This window comes from Olivibacter sp. EAT-5, assembly GCF_044784325.1.
Classification (GTDB): Bacteria; Bacteroidota; Bacteroidia; order Sphingobacteriales; family Sphingobacteriaceae; genus Olivibacter; species Olivibacter oleidegradans.
This window is the reverse complement of the sequence record NZ_CP173028.1, coordinates 2,784,502-2,801,133: the sequence shown is the minus strand read 5'-3', so window position 1 is coordinate 2,801,133 and position 16,632 is coordinate 2,784,502. Positions and strand designations below refer to the sequence as shown.

Genomic DNA, 16,632 nt, shown 5'->3' with positions numbered 1-16,632 from the left:
TTATGAAAAACGGCCAATTAGACAACCAACTTCACTGGTACAAAGATGCCATCATATATGAGTTGCACATCAAAGCGTTTCGCGATGGAAATGGCGATGGGGTGGGCGACTTTGAAGGGCTGCTTCAAAAACTTGATTATTTACAGGACTTAGGTATTACCGCCATTTGGTTACTCCCATTTTATCCTTCGCCCCTTCGAGATGATGGATACGACATAGCCGACTATTATAACATCAATCCGGCATACGGTAACATCAAAAAATTTAAACGCCTTCTTAGAGAGGCACATAAACGCGGCCTAAAGGTAATAACTGAGCTCGTTATCAACCATACCTCGGATCAGCATCCGTGGTTTCAACGAGCGCGAAGAGCTCCTAAAGGCTCCGGACTTCGAAATTATTATGTGTGGACCGATGATCCCAATCGGTACGCCGAGGCACGGATTATTTTTCAAGACTTCGAAAGTTCCAATTGGTCGTGGGATCCAATTGCTCAGCAATACTATTGGCATCGATTCTTTCATCATCAACCTGATCTTAATTACGACAACCCCTTGGTGCAAAAGGAAGTGTTCGATATTCTAAATTATTGGTGCGCCATGGGGGTAGACGGCTTTCGATTGGACGCTGTCCCTTACCTTTTTGAGCGAGACGGCACTAATTGCGAAAACCTACCCGAAACCCATGCCTTTTTAAAGAAACTACGGGAGCACATAGACCTGCATTACCCAGGCACCCTTCTTTTAGCGGAAGCCAATATGTGGCCGGAGGATTCTGCCGCTTATTTTGGAGCCGGAGACGAATGCCACATGAATTACCATTTCCCCATTATGCCGCGGATGTTTATGGCATTACAGATGGAAGACCGATACCCCCTGACCGATATTTTTGAACAGACGCCTTCCATCCCTCCTACCTGCCAGTGGGCAATTTTTCTGCGGAACCACGATGAACTTACATTGGAAATGGTAACCGACGAAGAGCGTGATTATATGTACAAGGTTTATGTCAAGGATCCTGTAGCCAGAATTAATTTAGGGATCAGGCACCGATTAGCCCCTTTATTAGAGAACAATCGAAAGAAAATTGAGTTGCTTAATGCCTTATTGTTTTCATTACCGGGTACTCCCGTAATCTATTACGGAGACGAAATAGGCATGGGCGACAATTACTATTTGGGCGACCGAGACGGTGTTCGTACCCCTATGCAATGGCATCCCGATCGTAACGCAGGCTTTTCTGAAGCTAATCCGCAACGATTGTACCTCCCGCTCATTCTAGACCCTGAATATCACTATGAATCAGTCAATGTTGAATTACAATCGCGCAACACCTCTTCTCTACTTTGGTGGATGAAACGAATGATCAGCACTCGTAAAAAGTATAAGGCTTTTGGTCGTGGCGACATTCAATTCGTGTACACGGAAAACGCTAAAATTTTAGCCTTTACAAGAACATATGACAATGAAATTATGCTCGTAGTGGCCAATTTGTCCCGCTTCTCGCAGGCTGCGGAGCTATTTCTAGAGACTTACAAAGGGTTTGCCCCGATCGAAATTCTAAGTCGCAACCGCTTCCCTGTCATAAAGGAAGATATACCCTATTTTTTCACATTAGGCCCTTATGCAAGTCAAGTGTTCTTACTCGAAAAAGCACATCCGGAGCTGGCGGATGAAGCAAGATTACATTTAATCGAGATAGACGAGTGGAAAGAGCTGTTAGACGAGCCTGTTATCGAACAACTGGAAAACCGTATTCTACCGGATTACATCATGAAATTACGTTGGTTTGGAGGAAAAGGCAAGGGACCTGAAAATTTCCGAATCATTGATCACGCTACTATTGGCTTGGAAGAAGGAACCGCCTTTTTATTGCTTATCGAGGTATCTTATCATGATGGCTTACCGGAAACCTATCAATTGCCTGTAGCTTTCGGCAAGGGGCAATTTTCCTATCGTTTACAAGACAATTGCCCGCAATCAGTAATCGCCCATTTGAAAGTAGGCCACACGGAAGGCGTTCTTTATGACGCCATTTATGGAATTGAGTTGCAGCATGCCATCATCGCCAATATGGTTGGTAACCGACACATAGGTCAAAAAAACGGACAAATAAGCTTTTTGGGAAACAAAAAAGTAAAAAAACATATCAAGGAAAATCCAAGGCCCAGGCCTCGTGTATTGAGTGCAGAGCAGAGCAATACTTCTATTATTTACGATAATACGTTTTATCTTAAAATCTATCGAAAGGTCGACGCAATCATTAATCCCGACGTGGAAATGATCGCCTATCTTTCGGGAACGGCTCGGTTCAAGCACGTCCCCGCTTATTTAGGTAGAATACAATGGGAATTTAAATCAGGCCATACGATGGTTTTAGCCATGATGCAGGAAATGGCCGTAAGCAACAGCGATGGATGGACTTATATGCTCGATCGCTTAAACGATTTCAATGAAAGAGTATTGTCTCACGCTGATCCCAATTCACTGCTGGAAGAAGTAAAGGGAAAGCTATTACTTCCCTTAAATTTTGATGAGATACCTAACAACATGAAACTGCTGCTGGAAGGCAATCTTGCAGAATTGGTAAAGCTGTTAGGTATAAGAACTGCCGAAATGCATCTCGCTTTAGCAAAACCAACGGAACTACCCGAATTTAAACCTGAGCCCTTTTCGCTCCATTACCAGCGCTCCCTATATTCCTCACTCCAATCACTGGTGCGAGCAAGCTTTCAGAGTCTTCAAAAAAATATGGAAAACCTAAGTGCAGAGGTTCAGGAAGAAGCAAAAGAAGTGCTGTTACTCCGTGAGAGAGTCCTCAGTACCATGAAACGTATCTATCAGCATCGAATAGATGCTGTCAAAACCCGAATTCACGGAGACTACCATTTAGGTCAGGTACTTTTTACGGGCAAAGATTTTTTAATACTCGACTTTGAAGGCGAGCCGGCTAGAAGTTATAGTGAACGGCGCTTGAAGTTTTCGCCCTTACGTGACGTAGCCGGTATGTTGCGCTCCTTACACTACGCTGCCTTCGGCAGCCTGCTTCTTGATAACCAGATCCGAGAGGACGACATCAAAACGCTAACTCCATTTATCGAGCAGTGGTACCACTATATGAGCGGCTTTTTCATGCGTGCCTACCTTGACAAGGTTAATGAAGCAGCATTTATACCAACCCGGTTGGAGGATCTACAAATCATGATGGACGTATATTTGCTACAAAAGGCCGTATATGAACTGAATTATGAGATTAACAATCGTCCCGACTGGGTACTCGTTCCGCTCCGAGGCATTAAATCCATTTTAAAAGAAGTTTAAGGCATAAAATCAACGATCATGAACACCGCTCCGCATACCGACCCTAAGTCACGTTTCACCGCCTTTGATCTCAGTTTGTTTAAGGAGGGCAAACATTACCAGCTTTACGGTAAGTTGGGTGCTCACCTTGCTAGCGAAACGGATGCACAAGGAGTTCACTTTGCTGTGTGGGCGCCCAATGCCGAACAAGTTTCCGTTGTCGGCGATTTTAACCATTGGGATCGAACGGCTAATCCGATGGGGCGAAGACCTGATGATTCCGGAATATGGGAGCTATTCATTCCCGATCGGTTGGAAGGTGAGTGTTACAAATACTATATTAAAGGATACAATGGCTACGAAGTGGAAAAAGGCGACCCCTACGCGTATGCTTGGGAAGAACCGCCGCGGACTGCATCACGAATTGCCCACTTAAACTATGCCTGGCAGGATGAGTCGTGGCTAGAAAAACAAACGCGCACCGATATCTTCACCGTTCCATTGAAAATTTATGAAACGCATATTGGTTCATGGAAACGCCACAACGATGATCCCACAAGCTTTTTAAGCTATCGCCAGTTGGCTTCAGAACTACCAACTTATTGTAAGGAACTTGGATTCAGCCATGTCGAGTTTATGCCCGTGATGGAACATCCGTTTTATGGCTCCTGGGGCTATCAGGTTGTGGGCTACTTCGCACCAAGCAGTCGATATGGATCGCCACAAGACTTTATGTATCTCGTAGATACGTTGCATCAGCACGATATCGGTGTCATACTGGATTGGGTACCCTCACACTTTCCAACAGACGAGCACGGTTTAGGTTATTTTGATGGCACCCACCTCTACGAACACGCCGACCCCAAGAAAGGCTTCCATCCCGACTGGAAAAGTAGCATCTTTAATTACGATCGAAACGAAGTGCGTTCTTTTCTGATCTCCAATGCCCTCTTTTGGTTAGAAAAGTACCACATTGATGGCCTACGTGTCGACGCCGTTGCCTCTATGTTATACCTCGATTATTCGCGCGTCGAAGGTCAGTGGATTCCGAATAAGTATGGAGGTAGGGAAAATTTAGAAGCTATTCAATTTCTGCAAGAGCTAAACGAGGCCGTGCATCTATATTGTCCACGGGCCTTTACAATCGCAGAAGAGTCAACCGCTTGGCCTAGAGTAACAGCCCCCGTACAGCTTGGCGGTTTGGGTTTCGATTTCAAGTGGATGATGGGTTGGATGCATGATACCCTATCTTACTTTCAAAAAGACCCTCTTTATCGTCGTTATCATCAAGGTCAATTAACCTTCAGCATGGTTTATGCCTATTCAGAAAAGTTTATTCTTCCTTTATCGCATGACGAAGTAGTGTATGGAAAAGCATCTTTGTTAAAGAAAATGCCGGGCGATGCCTGGCAACAATTTGCTAACCTTCGTTTATTATACGCTTTCATGTACGGACATCCGGGCGGAAAAATGATTTTTATGGGGGGTGAGTTTGGTCAGTCGCACGAATGGAAACACGATGATGGTTTGAGCTGGGACGAATCTCTTGGAGCGCCCAATCGGGGGCTCGTAGCGTTTATTCAGGACTTAAACAAGCTTTATCAAACCGAACCGGCGATGCATGTACACAATTATGATCCCGCGGGTTTTGAGTGGAATGCAATAGACGATGCCGTTAACAGTGTTATCAGCTGGATTAGAAAAAGTGATGAGCAAGATGATAGTCTTTTATTTGTAGCTAACTTTACGCCCGTAGTGCGTAAAAATTACCGCATAGGTGCACCCAAAAAAGGATTTTATAGTGAAGTCCTTAATTCAGACAATCTCAAATATCATGGAAGCGATGTGTTAAACGATGCAATTATTGAAACTGCCCCTATTCCTTATCATGGTCGGACACATTCTTTGTCCCTAATATTACCTCCGCTCGCTGTGATTGTGTTGAAATATCAATATGACGAATAATCTGCTATGCGCGGCTTAGCTCAATAAAGCTTTGCGTATGGTACCGTATCAAATTATCGATAAAAAGCCCTTTGTTATCTCACGACAGCAAAGGGCTTTTGGAAAAAATACTAAAAACAACACGTCACATAGATAAAAACAAGAATCCTACCATTCTTACAGTTGCGGGTAGGTAACCTATATTTTTTTATTGTCGTTAATCTGGCAAAAAAAACCACGATGTCATCTCGACAACGTGGTGGCACTAAACTTTACAATTTAGAAGAAAATTTATTTATCTATAATGTTTGCCATCAAAAACAACTTCCTTTAGCTGTCCTTCGTGATCGACAAGCACTTGCTCCAATCTATATATCCCTTCCTTATTAGAAGCCAATAACTTCACTTCCTTCACAAGCGACTGAAATACACCGTCTCCTTCCAAGGCTGCTCTAAGCGAAGCGGTAAGGTTTAGAACAGCTTCATTTTTCGTTGTTTCTTTTTTAAGCACCATTATTTTTGGGTTTACGTGCGAACTGCATCTAATCTCAAGAAATTCTTGATACCATAATGTTCATGCAGCCATTGCTTTTAGGTACTACTGTTAGAAAAACAGGAACATTCGTTCCACTTAATCGGGTGCGAATAACACGCCTTTCCCTGTTCGTGATCGCTGCATTCACCACCTGATGATGATAGGCAGGCAAGGAGGCGCATAAGACATCCCAGACATTATATCCTCTAACGCTCCTTTGATCACAATTAAGTAATTTAGCCGCTGTATAATCGATATCCAGAATCATTAGACGCGGGTCTACGTCTAACGAGCCTGAGTCACCAATCGGTTTCCACCGAATGCCGCCTCGCGGCCGTGTAGGTGGTTCGCTTAAAGAAAGTTTATTCATGTTTATAAGTAACAGGTAGGTAAGCTATTGCCAAAATCGTTCCAATAGAGGCGCACACCATAGGTGCCCTTAGTCAAATCTTTCTTCTGCGTCCAATACAAGGCCGCTACCACTAAGCATGATCTATAAAGAAGACAGACGTGATTTTTTTTTAGAACAGCGGCACCAATTTATTGGTCAGTCGGTTTTTGCATATTACCCATTCGCTCCGTTGCCGCTTCGTCCGTACTTAAGTTTCCGATGGCGACTTGCATTTTGTTTTTAAATCCGGCGACCACCATATCTTCTCCTTTCATGAGCGCCTCGTAGCCTTTTCTGGCAACGAAAGCTGGATCTGCCAACTCCTGCTCTTGGACAATCTTTGATTCTTCCATATCTGCTTTCCTAAAGAAATCGGTATCGGTTGCTCCGGGTAATAGCGACGTTACCGTCACGCCGGTATCCTTCAATTCGCTACGGATTGCCTCGCTAAAGAAATGAACAAAGGCTTTAGTACCATGATACACCGCCTGATAAGGGCCGGGAATTTTGCCTGCTATTGACGATAAATTTAAGATCTTACCATAACCTCGTTGTACCATATCCTTGACAAAAAATTTGCTGAGCACGACACAAGCACTAATATTTAGATGTATGATGTCCAACTCGCGCTGCAATTCCGTTTCTATGAACTTTCCATACACCCCTTGTCCGGCGTTGTTTATCAACACATCGATATCAATGCCATAAGCCTTCACTTCCTCGTATACAGAAAAGGGAGCATCCGGGTTAAAGAAGTCGGCGACCACCGTAATAACCTCTCTTCCGTTAGTACGTAATTCTTCGGCAGTCTGAACCAGCTCCTGCTCGTTTCTAGCCACCAACACTAAATTGTAATCATTCTCTGCAAACAACTTTGCCAGCTCCAAGCCAATACCGCTGGTCCCGCCGGTAATTAAGGCGTATCTTCCTGTATTTTCTCTATCGTTCATAATATCAACACTTTACTTGTTCCTTTTTTTATTATCCATGTTACTATTGCCGATCGATTCATCTTCATCGAACGACTTTGGTTCCTTCTTACCTTCCTTTTCCGTCGCTAATGCGGAATCCCCGACCGATTCATCCACATCAAACTGGGTGGGTTTCGGTGTTGGTTCTTTTTCATGCTTTTTCATTTCCCTAAATGTTTATGGTTATTCCTTTATAAGTAAACCAATATGTTGCCAATCTCCGTTTGCGTTCTATTACACCATACAGGGTAGGTAAAAAACAACGCATCGATTTTGGTATGGATGCAGTGTCCTAATTAGCAAATTGATGTGTTTATTTATCAAGGCAATGAACAGTATTGCTTGGGTTTGGCTTATGTTTCCACGCGTTTCCACATAACCGAGGTAGAGGCCGAGTCGGTCTTAAAGAGCATAAAAAAGGCCCGGTAATGTCCAGGCCTTTTAGCATCTCTTAATCATTACCGGACGTTTTCACGATTTTGTTGTAAATCCCTAAAAGTAGGAAAGGAGCCGCCCATTGCCCTACGAAAAGAGCACTATGCTTGCATCCCATGCATTTTAAGGTTAACGATGCGCCCATCGAAACGACAGCAGCTGCCAAAAAAACTGTCGATGGGATCTTTGCCGTTTGATTTTCGATTTCCTTTGTGTGTTGCCCTTCGTCGGGCGTTCCAAAATTTGCCATAACTGCATGTTTTTAAAGTAGATATTAAAACAACGACCTAAATCGCTTAAAGTTTTTGAAAATTTCATTTAGCATATCAAATGCTCAGGGAACTCCCGGGGCCGCCCATTTCGTCAACTAAAATAGCTCCTATGCTATCTTTGCTCGCTCCCATTTTTATTGAACATTGTGTCCAAAATATTGCCACGGTTATGAATTAAGAGCCTATTTATCTTAAGTGAAAACCGATACCGGTCAACGACTTAATTACACACTTGTTACACATTCTGTAGAATTCAGGCTTGTGTTGAGAATAATGGCGCAGCTATTGTTGCAAAACTATAAGCTAAAGACAAAGCCCATTTTATGGAAAAGAAAGTTGTTATTCTTGAGGACGATGCCGACATTCGCGAAATCATCGAATACATTTTAGTAGAAGAGAAATTAGCCGTTCAAAGCCACGCACGGGCAGAGAGTTTTTGGAAGGATGTTCAAGATAATCACGCCGATCTCTTTTTGTTGGATGTGATGTTGCCTGACGGAAACGGGATTGACATATGCAACCAACTGAAAGCCAATCAATCTACCTCACATATACCCATCATTATTATGTCGGCGCACCATCAACTCATGGGCGATGGTAAATGCCCCGCAGAGGATTTTATCAAAAAACCATTTGATATTCACGATTTTGTACAACGAATTCAGAAGCAGCTGTTGTAAATACGATCAGGTGGCAAACCAACGAATGACTTAATTAGCTTTGAGCAGTGAATGGGATAATAGAAATACTTCCGTTTCTTTCTAAAACGGCATACTTTATTTGGTTCAACTGTTCCAGCCCATGATTAAGACGAGCTGCTTCCATAATATCTTCTTCTTCCACACCTGCTCGCTTCATTCGCTCTTTCAAAGGTTGACCTTGATCAATTAATATCAGGGGTGTCCCTTCCAGCATCTTATCCAACCGTGGAAAACGCCCCTTAAATTTGCCCAAAATCATATCGAGCCCGATCAGCACCGTAATGAGAATCAAACTATTCGTCATTGAAAAATCTTCGCCCAACAACGCTTGTTGCGTAGCTTCTCCTATAATTAATAGCAAAACAAAATCAAAAGTTGTCGTCTCTGCTAAACTACGTTTGCCCAATACCCGAAAAAGTACCAGCAAGAAGAGATAAATGGCAATACCTCGTATAATTGGATTCATCGTATTTAAGGATAAATAAACTGATTGATTTGAAAATTGTGGTGATTAACTTCCCATGTTCCCTTTGCGCTCCCCGGTTTTTGTGCATGCAAATAGAAATGGAGAATAGTTTCCCCCGTTTTATCAACGTTAAAAGTATAAACGACCTTTCCGTCGGAAATGATGCTCTCATTTGCCTCCGGTACTATCTTTTCGATTTTAAAACAATCGAGGTATTCAATTGGAATAGCTACCTGCACATTGGCTTGATTCGAAAGACGAAGGCTAACATCCATCTCTTTCTGATACCGTAGATAACGTTCATACTCCACTGTGATATCCCCGTTTACTATTTTTCGGGCACTTAAGGGCCCTTCACCGAACAACCCAAGAGCTGTCAAAATCATTAAAATCAAGATGAGCAGACCACCCACTTTTTGGGTCTTCCATCCCTTTATATGCAAGGATAGATCTTCTTCGAGTGTTAACGAGTGGTTTACTCTTTCAATTGCATTGTTTGCGCTCATATCTTTTTTTAAGCTACATACACGATTAGCCCGCCGATGCCTACGTTCACTTCTCAAAAAGATCGGCTTTAAATAAACAGAAAACAAACCCGATTGTTCTACCACTTATCAGTGGAATTTATTTTCGCCCGTATGACGTCAAATAGATTTCCAAGGCCTAACATCGTCTCCAGGTATCCTTTACTTTTTGTTCGGGCTCTTTATCCTTTTTCCAAAACTGTATCATTTATAGCTTGTTACTAAAGGGAAGCAGATTGTTGCTATCGGAAAAAATTAAGTTATGAAAAAGGATAAAAAAGCGGTCGACGCTGAAAACGAAGAAAAAAGGCAACAGGCAGAGGCGAAGAAGAAAATGGATCAAGAGTTAGACGATGAGATCGAACAGAGCTTTCCTGCCAGTGATCCACCCTCCTATTCACAGCCACATCACCATAAAAAGAGCTAAAAATCAAACGCGGATGCTGCTAACAGGGTAGAACCTGCGTAACAGCGCCAATGTATAACCTCTTCGGATATGGATTTCGATGGTACAACAAAAAGTAGATGTCTGTCGCTTTCTTGCCTCATTGTTGTATATAAATCAAAACAATTAAAAAGTAAGAGCGCTGGCTCCCGTCGCACCATGAGCTTGCCAACTAACTGCAGTAATTTGGCCAATGTTTTGAATTTCTTCTGAGGGTAAACCAAGGGCACAAGCGCGATCCTATGAAGAAAGAAGAAATAAAATTGACGGACATACAACGTATCCTATTTGGAGAAACGCCCGCGGCCTTTATGCTAGAAGTGTTCATACGGACGATTATTATTTATTTGGCCTTATTGCTTGTCCTCAAACTATTAGGAAAACGCATGACGGGGCAGTTGACGATAGCGGAAATGGCGGTGATGATTACCATGGGTGCCATTGTGGCTGTGCCTATGCAAATCCCCGATCGAGGAATTGTACAAGGGATAATCATACTGCTGCTCGCGGTCGCTTTTCTACGGGGCCTTAATTATCTTTCGTATAATCGCCAAGCGAGCCAGTAAGAGCGAAAAATTCGAGCGCATTAGTCAAGGTAATATCGATACGTTGGTTGAAAACGGAGTCCTATGCCTGCAAAATATAAGAAGCACTACATTGACCCGAGAACGCGTTTTTGCACAATTGCGTTCCGAGCATATCGTTCATCTAGGTCAGGTGAAAAGACTTTACATTGAGCCCAACGGCAGCTTTACCTTAATTGAAAATGAAGACGACCTCGCCGGTTTATCCATTATTCCTGCGAACGATACGGCTTACCTACATCGCTTTCAGCTTACCGATCAAACCGTCTGCGCTTACTGTGGCTTGGATCAGGGCAAAGATACAAGCTGTAAAAATTGCGGGAAGTCCAGTTGGGTGCAAGCCATTTATCGAAGTGAAAAACCGAGTCGCGAAAGTTCTTTCTAAAGCCGGCTACAAATGCGATACAATATCAGGCTCAAGTTGTCTACAGCACCTATCTTCGCAAAAATTTTTTCTTTTGTCTCATCGATCAATCTTTTATTGCTTGTTAAACGTTTCGAGATTTCCTTTGTAGTATAACCCTCGATTAATAGATCCAGTACCTCATTTTCCTGATCGGTTAAGGCAACGTTAGGATTAAATGCATCCAAATAATTTTCGTAAGGTGCCAAACGTTCAAAAAACAAAAAGGGTAAAGATGGATCGATAAAAAAGTTGTTTTTTTTAACAACCCTTAAAACCTGCGGAAAATCATCTAAATTAAACGTACTGGAAAGATAACCATGCGCACCTAGTTTTTTAAACAGGGCTGGTCTTTGTAGGTTCGAAGCAATATCATAAACTATTACTTTCAATCCGGAGGCAACCGCTTGCTGAATGCAATTTTGCCATCGTTGATTTCCGTACTGATCCACAAAACAAAGCAGTAATTCCGTGCTCTTCGGTAAGTCATCCAAGTGTTGCCCGGCAAATACAACGTCTAAATCGTGTTTTTCGAGGGTCTTTTTTACGCCTTCCCGATGGATCGGATTATAATCTACGACAGCAATCTTCATGTTTCAAATTTAACTAACAATTAAATACTGTCATAGTAACAAAATAATAGTCATTGTAGTTTCTTTCTTTAAAAAAAATGACTTGGGAAAAACCGTGGAATTGTTTAAAGTCAATTACACACTGTAGTGATTAATGGTATTAATGAAATGGTCGATATCGAAAGGTTTTTCGATAAAATCGCGCACACAATGCTCCGTTTCAACTAAATTGCGCCTACCGTGTGCTGACATGAGTACGACTGGAATGTCCTTCGTTTTTTCATCCCGATAGAGCTCTCGACAAAGATCGACACCATTCCCATCCGGCAACATGATATCTAGCAAAATGAGGTTCGGTTTATTACCTTGTATACGTTGCCTAAACTCTTTTACATTTGCACAACTTTTCACATCAAATTGTTCATTAACCAATAGATATTCCACTAATTCTCTTATATCTTTGTCATCTTCTACAACGATTATTTGTTTCATGTATGTAAACTGATTAGTATCTTTTGACTTCATTCTTAGAACGGGTTGGCTCTTATTCATCAGGTTAGACAATAATAAGAACATGCTTAACGCTCATGTTTTCAAAAACAAGAAGAAATCCGTATTGTTTTAGCTTACACGAAAAAAAATTAGCTGTAGGTAATGATCTCCCCCAACCAATGTTTGTATACCTAAAAAAGTAATTCTATATTCCTATAGAAAAAGTCGTAAGTTTTGCTAATTTAGTTTCTGAAGATAAACCGGGATCTTAAAACGCTACACGATGCTATTTTCAAAACTTCGCCTCAAATGTTTCTATCTATCTTTTGCGATTTTTCATATCCTCTTATGCGCGAATGCCCAACAGAAAGACAACAAGCCGGAGCGAGTTGCCTGGTTTCAGGATTTAGCCTTCGGTATGTTTATTCATTGGAACGTAGACGTCTCCTTGGGTGGTGTTATTAGTCACTCCCTAGCCGGTGCATCGGACGATTATGTGAATCGCTACATCGAAGAGCTTCCTCATTTTTTCAACCCGAAGGAGTTTAATCCCGACGAATGGGCGATGATGGCCAAATTGGCAGGCATGAGATATGTAGTATTTACCGCAAAGCATCATGCCGGTTTCTGTATGTTTGATACCAAGACAACGCCCTTTAATGTAATGAATACGCCTTATAAAGGGGATATCACGAAGCAGCTTATTGACGCCTTTCGAAAGCAAGGCATCGCTATCGGCATTTATTTTTCGCCGGAAGATTTTTATTTCCTTCATCGCCAGAAACTTCCTTTAGGTCGCTTACAGCATCCTATGCATTATCCGGCAAATAACAAAGCCTTATTTGACTATGATAAAGCGCAGTTGAAGGAATTGCTAACCCATTATGGAAATATCGATATCCTTTTCATCGACGGCCCGGGAGATGGACTTCGCGAATATGCCTGGAGTATCAATCCTGATCTGGTAATTACGCGCGATCTGATGAAAACACCGGAACAGCGTATTCCTGATGTTCCCTTACCTCGTCCGTGGGAAGCCTGTTATACGATGGGCACTGACTGGCAATATAAAGCCACCAATGATCCGCAGAAAAGCGGCACGGAAATCATTAACATGTTAATCGAAATTCGAGCAAAGGGCGGTAATTTTCTATTGAACGTGGGACCAAAACCAAATGGATCCATGCAAATAGAACAGGAGAACCTGCTTCGTGAAATAGCCCTTTGGAACTTTGCCAACAGTGAATCAATTTATGAGGTAAAACCGCTACCTATTGTACGTGATGGCAATATCTGGTTTATACAAGCAAATAATAATAAGGCTATTTACGCCTTCGTTACCCGTAAAGAGCCGTCCGACTGGGCTTACGGCACCCGGAGAAACTTCTTACTTCCCTATATCATCGGAAGTGAACAGACCAAAGTGAGTATACTGGGTTACAAAAGTGAGCTAGTTGAGTACCAAGAAGGGTTATCAGCAAAAACAATAGCTAGCACAAGCCCGGCCGGCCTCGCTGTGAGTGCTGTCAATGGGCAACGTTTCTACACCAACAATCAATGGCCCAATCCAGTCGTACTGAAAATTGAGTATGCGCAATTTAAAGAGCCCCAAAATTCAAAAGTAGAGAGATCGGAACTAGAAGGAGCCAAATAAATTCGCTTCAACCTTCATCTGCTGTTATTCCTTCTCGGGTCATGATAATCGGCTCGATGGTGCCATCTGACCTATAGTAAAGGGAGTTGAGGCAGACCGATCGTCTGTGACTGCCTCCTCCTTCTAAAGCTCCATTATGATAAAAAAAATAAGATTTTCCTTGAAAATCAAGTGTCGCCGCACGATTCGTTTCACAGTTATAGGGCATCTTATTGATAACTCCTTTGAAATCCCACGGCCCATGCACGGTGGGGCTCATGGCATAGGCTATGTCTTCCGGAAAACCATAACCATACATCAAGTAATACCATCCATTCCGCTTAAAGACGTGTGCCCCTTCCCCAAATGCGGGGACATTCACCACTTGGATGTCACTGTCCAACTCGATCATATTCGCCTTCAACTTCGCGTAATAACAGGTCGTATTTCCCCAAAATAAATAAGCTTGTCCGATGTCATCGATGACCACACTCGGATCCAGGTTTGCCTTTTCCGTTGTGGGACAGGGTAACATATCGCCGGTAATCAGCGCCGACCCTTTAGCATCGGTAAATGGACCTGTTGGCCTATTGGACACCGCTACACCGATTGCTTTTCCGAAAATTGATCGATGGGAAACGGCTACATACCAGTAAAAAATGTGATCACGACACACCACATTAGACGCGAAGGCATCACCCGAAGCCCAGGAAAAATCGGTCGCCTTTAGTGGAGTCGGATGCTCTTCCCAATTCATTAAGTCGTTCGAAGAAAAACAGCACCAATCGTTCATTACATAATCATCAACTCCAGGAGGCGGATCATCATGCCCGGTGTAGAGGTAGACGCGATCACCGTAACTTATAACTGTTGGATCAGCTGTATATTTATGTTTAATAATGGGGTTAAAGAAAGCCGTCATAGCCACACCTTGCTGTTCCCAATAGAAACCTCCGATTCTTGCTAAAAGTTTTGCATAAAAGAAATTAGCGGTATTTACTTTTCTTCGTTCTCATCAATGACCGGTCTTTTCCGCCAATAATTAGCCAATAAAGATCCGGAAATATTCATCCATGGACTGAATACAGCAGCGGCTAAACCTACGGTTGCCAATTTACCCATACTTCCTGCTAAGCCCGATGCCATCCCACCATTTTGTAAACCTACTTCAAAAGCAATGGTGCGGGCGGAATTTTTATCTAATTTAAAAAGGCGGGCAAGCCAGTAACCGAAGAAGTAACCAGCACCATTATGCAAAACCGAAGCCAAAAATAAGAGCAGCCCCACTTGTAACAGATGCTCCCTGCCGGCAGCGGTAGTTACCGTGGTGAAATAAACAATGCCAAACATCGATACATAGGGCACTAACTGATCAATACGCTTAAAGCGGAGATAAAGAAGGTGATATAGTCCGCCCACAATAAATGCCCCCGTAAAAAAGTTCAGGACAGTCAAAGATTGGCCGGCCGGCACCGAGAAATGCGAGGCTAATAAATCCCATAAAAATAGCACCTGCGAGAAGAGCCAACCGGCGCAGACGAGTCCGATGACGACCACAAGCTTCTTTCGTGCGGACTTGGCCGTTTTGAGGTAATCATGTAACAGGGCCGCTCCTATAGGCACGATGACGATCTGTATAATTTCCAGCATCATCGGCAAAAATTTCACTTCAATCAATGTCCCTGCCAGCAAACGCATCAGCAAAGGCGTTAAAAAAGGTGCCGCCAGCGTGGCCATCGCCGTAACCGTTACCGATAAAACCAAGTTTGCCCGCGCGAGGTATACCATCACGTTGGAAGCCAAACCGCTCGAACAAGAGCCTATGAGAATAATGCCGGCAGCGATTTCGTCATCAAAAGGGAACAAACGTGTCAATAAATACCCAACCAAAGGCATCACCGAAAAATGGCAGATTAAGCCAATCAAAACTCCTCTGCCCGTACTACCTAGACCCGAAAAATCACGAATGCTCATTTGTATTCCCATACCGAACATAACGAGCTGTATAATGATTAGGATTAACCATTTATTCCTCAAATCCACTTCACCCCATTGCATAAAAGCTCGTGGATAAATCATGGCCGAAACGACTGCAACAATAATCCAGGCTGTGTATTGGTAATTTCTCAGTATATCGATGCTTCCGATACCCACCGCTAGGCCCAAGGCGGTACAAACCGCAGCAGGTTGCCAGATGGCTTCGTTTTGCAACACAATCCCAAGTAATAGGAGAAGGGCGGCAATGCCACTTACTCCCAAACAGGCTCTTCGTAAATGCATCATGGGCATCCTTAGACTAAGTTTGCAATATATTGGATGGCATTAGGAGGACTGGCTAAGATCGGTACCCCCTTATCTTCATCTGCTAATGTATCAACCACTCGTGCCATACTTGCTTGGGCTAATAGAATAACATCCACTTCCTGCGTCAGTTGACGCAATGCTTTTGCTACTAATTCATCGTGTTTAGCGGCATCACCACCCATTAAGGCTTCAAATGCGCCCTCACATAATCGTGCATTTATTTCAATTTCCTTTCCTAGCAAGGCAGCTCTTCGTTGCACCAGGTCGGCTGTTGGCTCCAGGGTAGTTCGGAGCGTTGCGATAACACCTATCCGTTTACCTTTCTGTACAGCCAGGTCGGCCATCGGTTGATCTACCCTAAGTACCGGCACCCTGACAGTGTCGGCTGCCGCCTCTACCGCAGCACCGATGGACGAGCAAGTAACCAGAATATAATCGGCACCTGAATCTTCCGCTGAGGCGACATAATCTGCCACCCGCTTGGAGATGGACGGCGTAAGTTTACCGCCTCGTGCAATAATATTCTTCACCAAACTATCATCTACAATATTGAAGAGATTTACGCCCGGCAAATATTGCTGGCATAGTTGCTGAAATACCGGAATCAACGTAGCCGACGTATGAATAAGTCCTAAAGTTTTTGGTATCATATCATAAAATA

The 16,632-nt window shown here is 43.0% G+C and carries 19 protein-coding genes; 7 read left to right on the top strand and 12 right to left on the bottom strand.

Features of this window, described 5'->3' with window-relative positions; translation table 11 throughout:
* Window positions 1-2: 2 nt before the first annotated feature.
* The gene (treS, locus tag ACH11B_RS11500) at window positions 3-3,320 is read left to right on the top strand and encodes a maltose alpha-D-glucosyltransferase (protein WP_377612697.1); all 3,318 of its coding nucleotides are present in this window, start codon (window positions 3-5) and stop codon (window positions 3,318-3,320) included.
* Window positions 3,321-3,338: 18 nt separating this feature from the next.
* Window positions 3,339-5,264 carry a 1,4-alpha-glucan branching protein GlgB gene (gene glgB, locus ACH11B_RS11495; RefSeq protein ID WP_377612699.1) on the top strand — a complete coding sequence of 642 codons (1,926 nt, stop codon included), beginning with the start codon at window positions 3,339-3,341 and terminating at the stop codon, window positions 5,262-5,264.
* Between the two features lie 274 nt (window positions 5,265-5,538).
* Here glgB and ACH11B_RS11490 read toward each other — a convergent pair whose 3' ends face one another.
* The 5 genes from ACH11B_RS11490 to ACH11B_RS11470 all read right to left on the bottom strand — a co-directional run bounded on the left by ACH11B_RS11490 (window position 5,539) and on the right by ACH11B_RS11470 (window position 7,825).
* Window positions 5,539-5,757, bottom strand: coding sequence for a hypothetical protein (locus ACH11B_RS11490; RefSeq protein ID WP_130856347.1), 219 nt, complete (start codon window positions 5,755-5,757; stop codon window positions 5,539-5,541).
* A 34-nt stretch (window positions 5,758-5,791) separates the two neighbouring features.
* On the bottom strand, window positions 5,792-6,148 hold the full coding sequence (locus ACH11B_RS11485; RefSeq protein WP_130856346.1) for a hypothetical protein: 357 nt from the start codon (window positions 6,146-6,148) through the stop codon (window positions 5,792-5,794).
* Between the two features lie 170 nt (window positions 6,149-6,318).
* Window positions 6,319-7,119, bottom strand: coding sequence for an SDR family oxidoreductase (locus tag ACH11B_RS11480; protein WP_149105297.1), 801 nt, complete (start codon window positions 7,117-7,119; stop codon window positions 6,319-6,321).
* A gap of 12 nt (window positions 7,120-7,131) precedes the next feature.
* Window positions 7,132-7,305: a hypothetical protein gene (locus ACH11B_RS11475; protein ID WP_165446985.1), complete on the bottom strand. Its 174-nt coding sequence runs from the start codon at window positions 7,303-7,305 to the stop codon at window positions 7,132-7,134.
* 286 nt (window positions 7,306-7,591) lie between these two features.
* Complete coding sequence (locus ACH11B_RS11470) at window positions 7,592-7,825, bottom strand: hypothetical protein (protein WP_013665452.1); 234 nt, start codon at window positions 7,823-7,825, stop codon at window positions 7,592-7,594.
* Window positions 7,826-8,170: 345 nt separating this feature from the next.
* On the opposite strand from ACH11B_RS11470, the gene ACH11B_RS11465 reads away from it, so the two are divergent.
* A complete protein-coding gene (locus ACH11B_RS11465; protein WP_013665451.1) occupies window positions 8,171-8,527 on the top strand; it encodes a response regulator transcription factor in 357 nt (118 codons plus the stop codon).
* A 34-nt stretch (window positions 8,528-8,561) separates the two neighbouring features.
* On the opposite strand, the gene ACH11B_RS11460 is transcribed toward ACH11B_RS11465, so the two are convergent.
* Window positions 8,562-9,014 carry a DUF421 domain-containing protein gene (locus tag ACH11B_RS11460; protein ID WP_013665450.1) on the bottom strand — a complete coding sequence of 151 codons (453 nt, stop codon included), beginning with the start codon at window positions 9,012-9,014 and terminating at the stop codon, window positions 8,562-8,564.
* Between the two features lie 5 nt (window positions 9,015-9,019).
* Window positions 9,020-9,520: a hypothetical protein gene (locus ACH11B_RS11455; protein ID WP_130856344.1), complete on the bottom strand. Its 501-nt coding sequence runs from the start codon at window positions 9,518-9,520 to the stop codon at window positions 9,020-9,022.
* 280 nt (window positions 9,521-9,800) lie between these two features.
* Here ACH11B_RS11455 and ACH11B_RS11450 point away from each other — a divergent pair, with 280 nt between their 5' ends.
* From ACH11B_RS11450 to ACH11B_RS11440, 3 genes are all read left to right on the top strand, one after another.
* Window positions 9,801-9,965, top strand: a complete 165-nt coding sequence (locus tag ACH11B_RS11450) for a hypothetical protein (protein ID WP_013665448.1) — start codon at window positions 9,801-9,803, stop codon at window positions 9,963-9,965.
* Between the two features lie 260 nt (window positions 9,966-10,225).
* On the top strand, window positions 10,226-10,549 hold the full coding sequence (locus ACH11B_RS11445) for a hypothetical protein (RefSeq protein WP_377612701.1): 324 nt from the start codon (window positions 10,226-10,228) through the stop codon (window positions 10,547-10,549).
* Window positions 10,550-10,592: 43 nt separating this feature from the next.
* Window positions 10,593-10,952 (top strand): YetF domain-containing protein, encoded by a 360-nt coding sequence (locus tag ACH11B_RS11440; protein WP_377612703.1) that lies wholly within the window; start codon window positions 10,593-10,595, stop codon window positions 10,950-10,952.
* Here the strand turns inward: ACH11B_RS11440 and ACH11B_RS11435 are convergent.
* On the bottom strand, window positions 10,949-11,563 hold the full coding sequence (locus ACH11B_RS11435) for a LuxR C-terminal-related transcriptional regulator (protein WP_130856341.1): 615 nt from the start codon (window positions 11,561-11,563) through the stop codon (window positions 10,949-10,951). The two genes, ACH11B_RS11440 and ACH11B_RS11435, sit on opposite strands and share 4 nt — an antisense overlap.
* Window positions 11,564-11,677: 114 nt before the next feature.
* Window positions 11,678-12,034, bottom strand: a complete 357-nt coding sequence (locus tag ACH11B_RS11430; protein ID WP_041388145.1) for a PleD family two-component system response regulator — start codon at window positions 12,032-12,034, stop codon at window positions 11,678-11,680.
* A gap of 283 nt (window positions 12,035-12,317) precedes the next feature.
* Here ACH11B_RS11430 and ACH11B_RS11425 point away from each other — a divergent pair, with 283 nt between their 5' ends.
* Window positions 12,318-13,688, top strand: coding sequence for an alpha-L-fucosidase (locus ACH11B_RS11425; protein ID WP_377612706.1), 1,371 nt, complete (start codon window positions 12,318-12,320; stop codon window positions 13,686-13,688).
* A 7-nt stretch (window positions 13,689-13,695) separates the two neighbouring features.
* Here ACH11B_RS11425 and ACH11B_RS11420 read toward each other — a convergent pair whose 3' ends face one another.
* From ACH11B_RS11420 to ACH11B_RS11410, 3 genes are all read right to left on the bottom strand, one after another.
* On the bottom strand, window positions 13,696-14,589 hold the full coding sequence (locus ACH11B_RS11420) for a glycoside hydrolase family 43 protein (RefSeq protein ID WP_377612708.1): 894 nt from the start codon (window positions 14,587-14,589) through the stop codon (window positions 13,696-13,698).
* Between the two features lie 74 nt (window positions 14,590-14,663).
* Window positions 14,664-15,950, bottom strand: coding sequence for a bile acid:sodium symporter family protein (locus ACH11B_RS11415; RefSeq protein ID WP_377612709.1), 1,287 nt, complete (start codon window positions 15,948-15,950; stop codon window positions 14,664-14,666).
* A gap of 8 nt (window positions 15,951-15,958) precedes the next feature.
* Complete coding sequence (locus ACH11B_RS11410; protein ID WP_130856338.1) at window positions 15,959-16,621, bottom strand: aspartate/glutamate racemase family protein; 663 nt, start codon at window positions 16,619-16,621, stop codon at window positions 15,959-15,961.
* Between the last annotated feature and the right edge of the window lie 11 nt (window positions 16,622-16,632).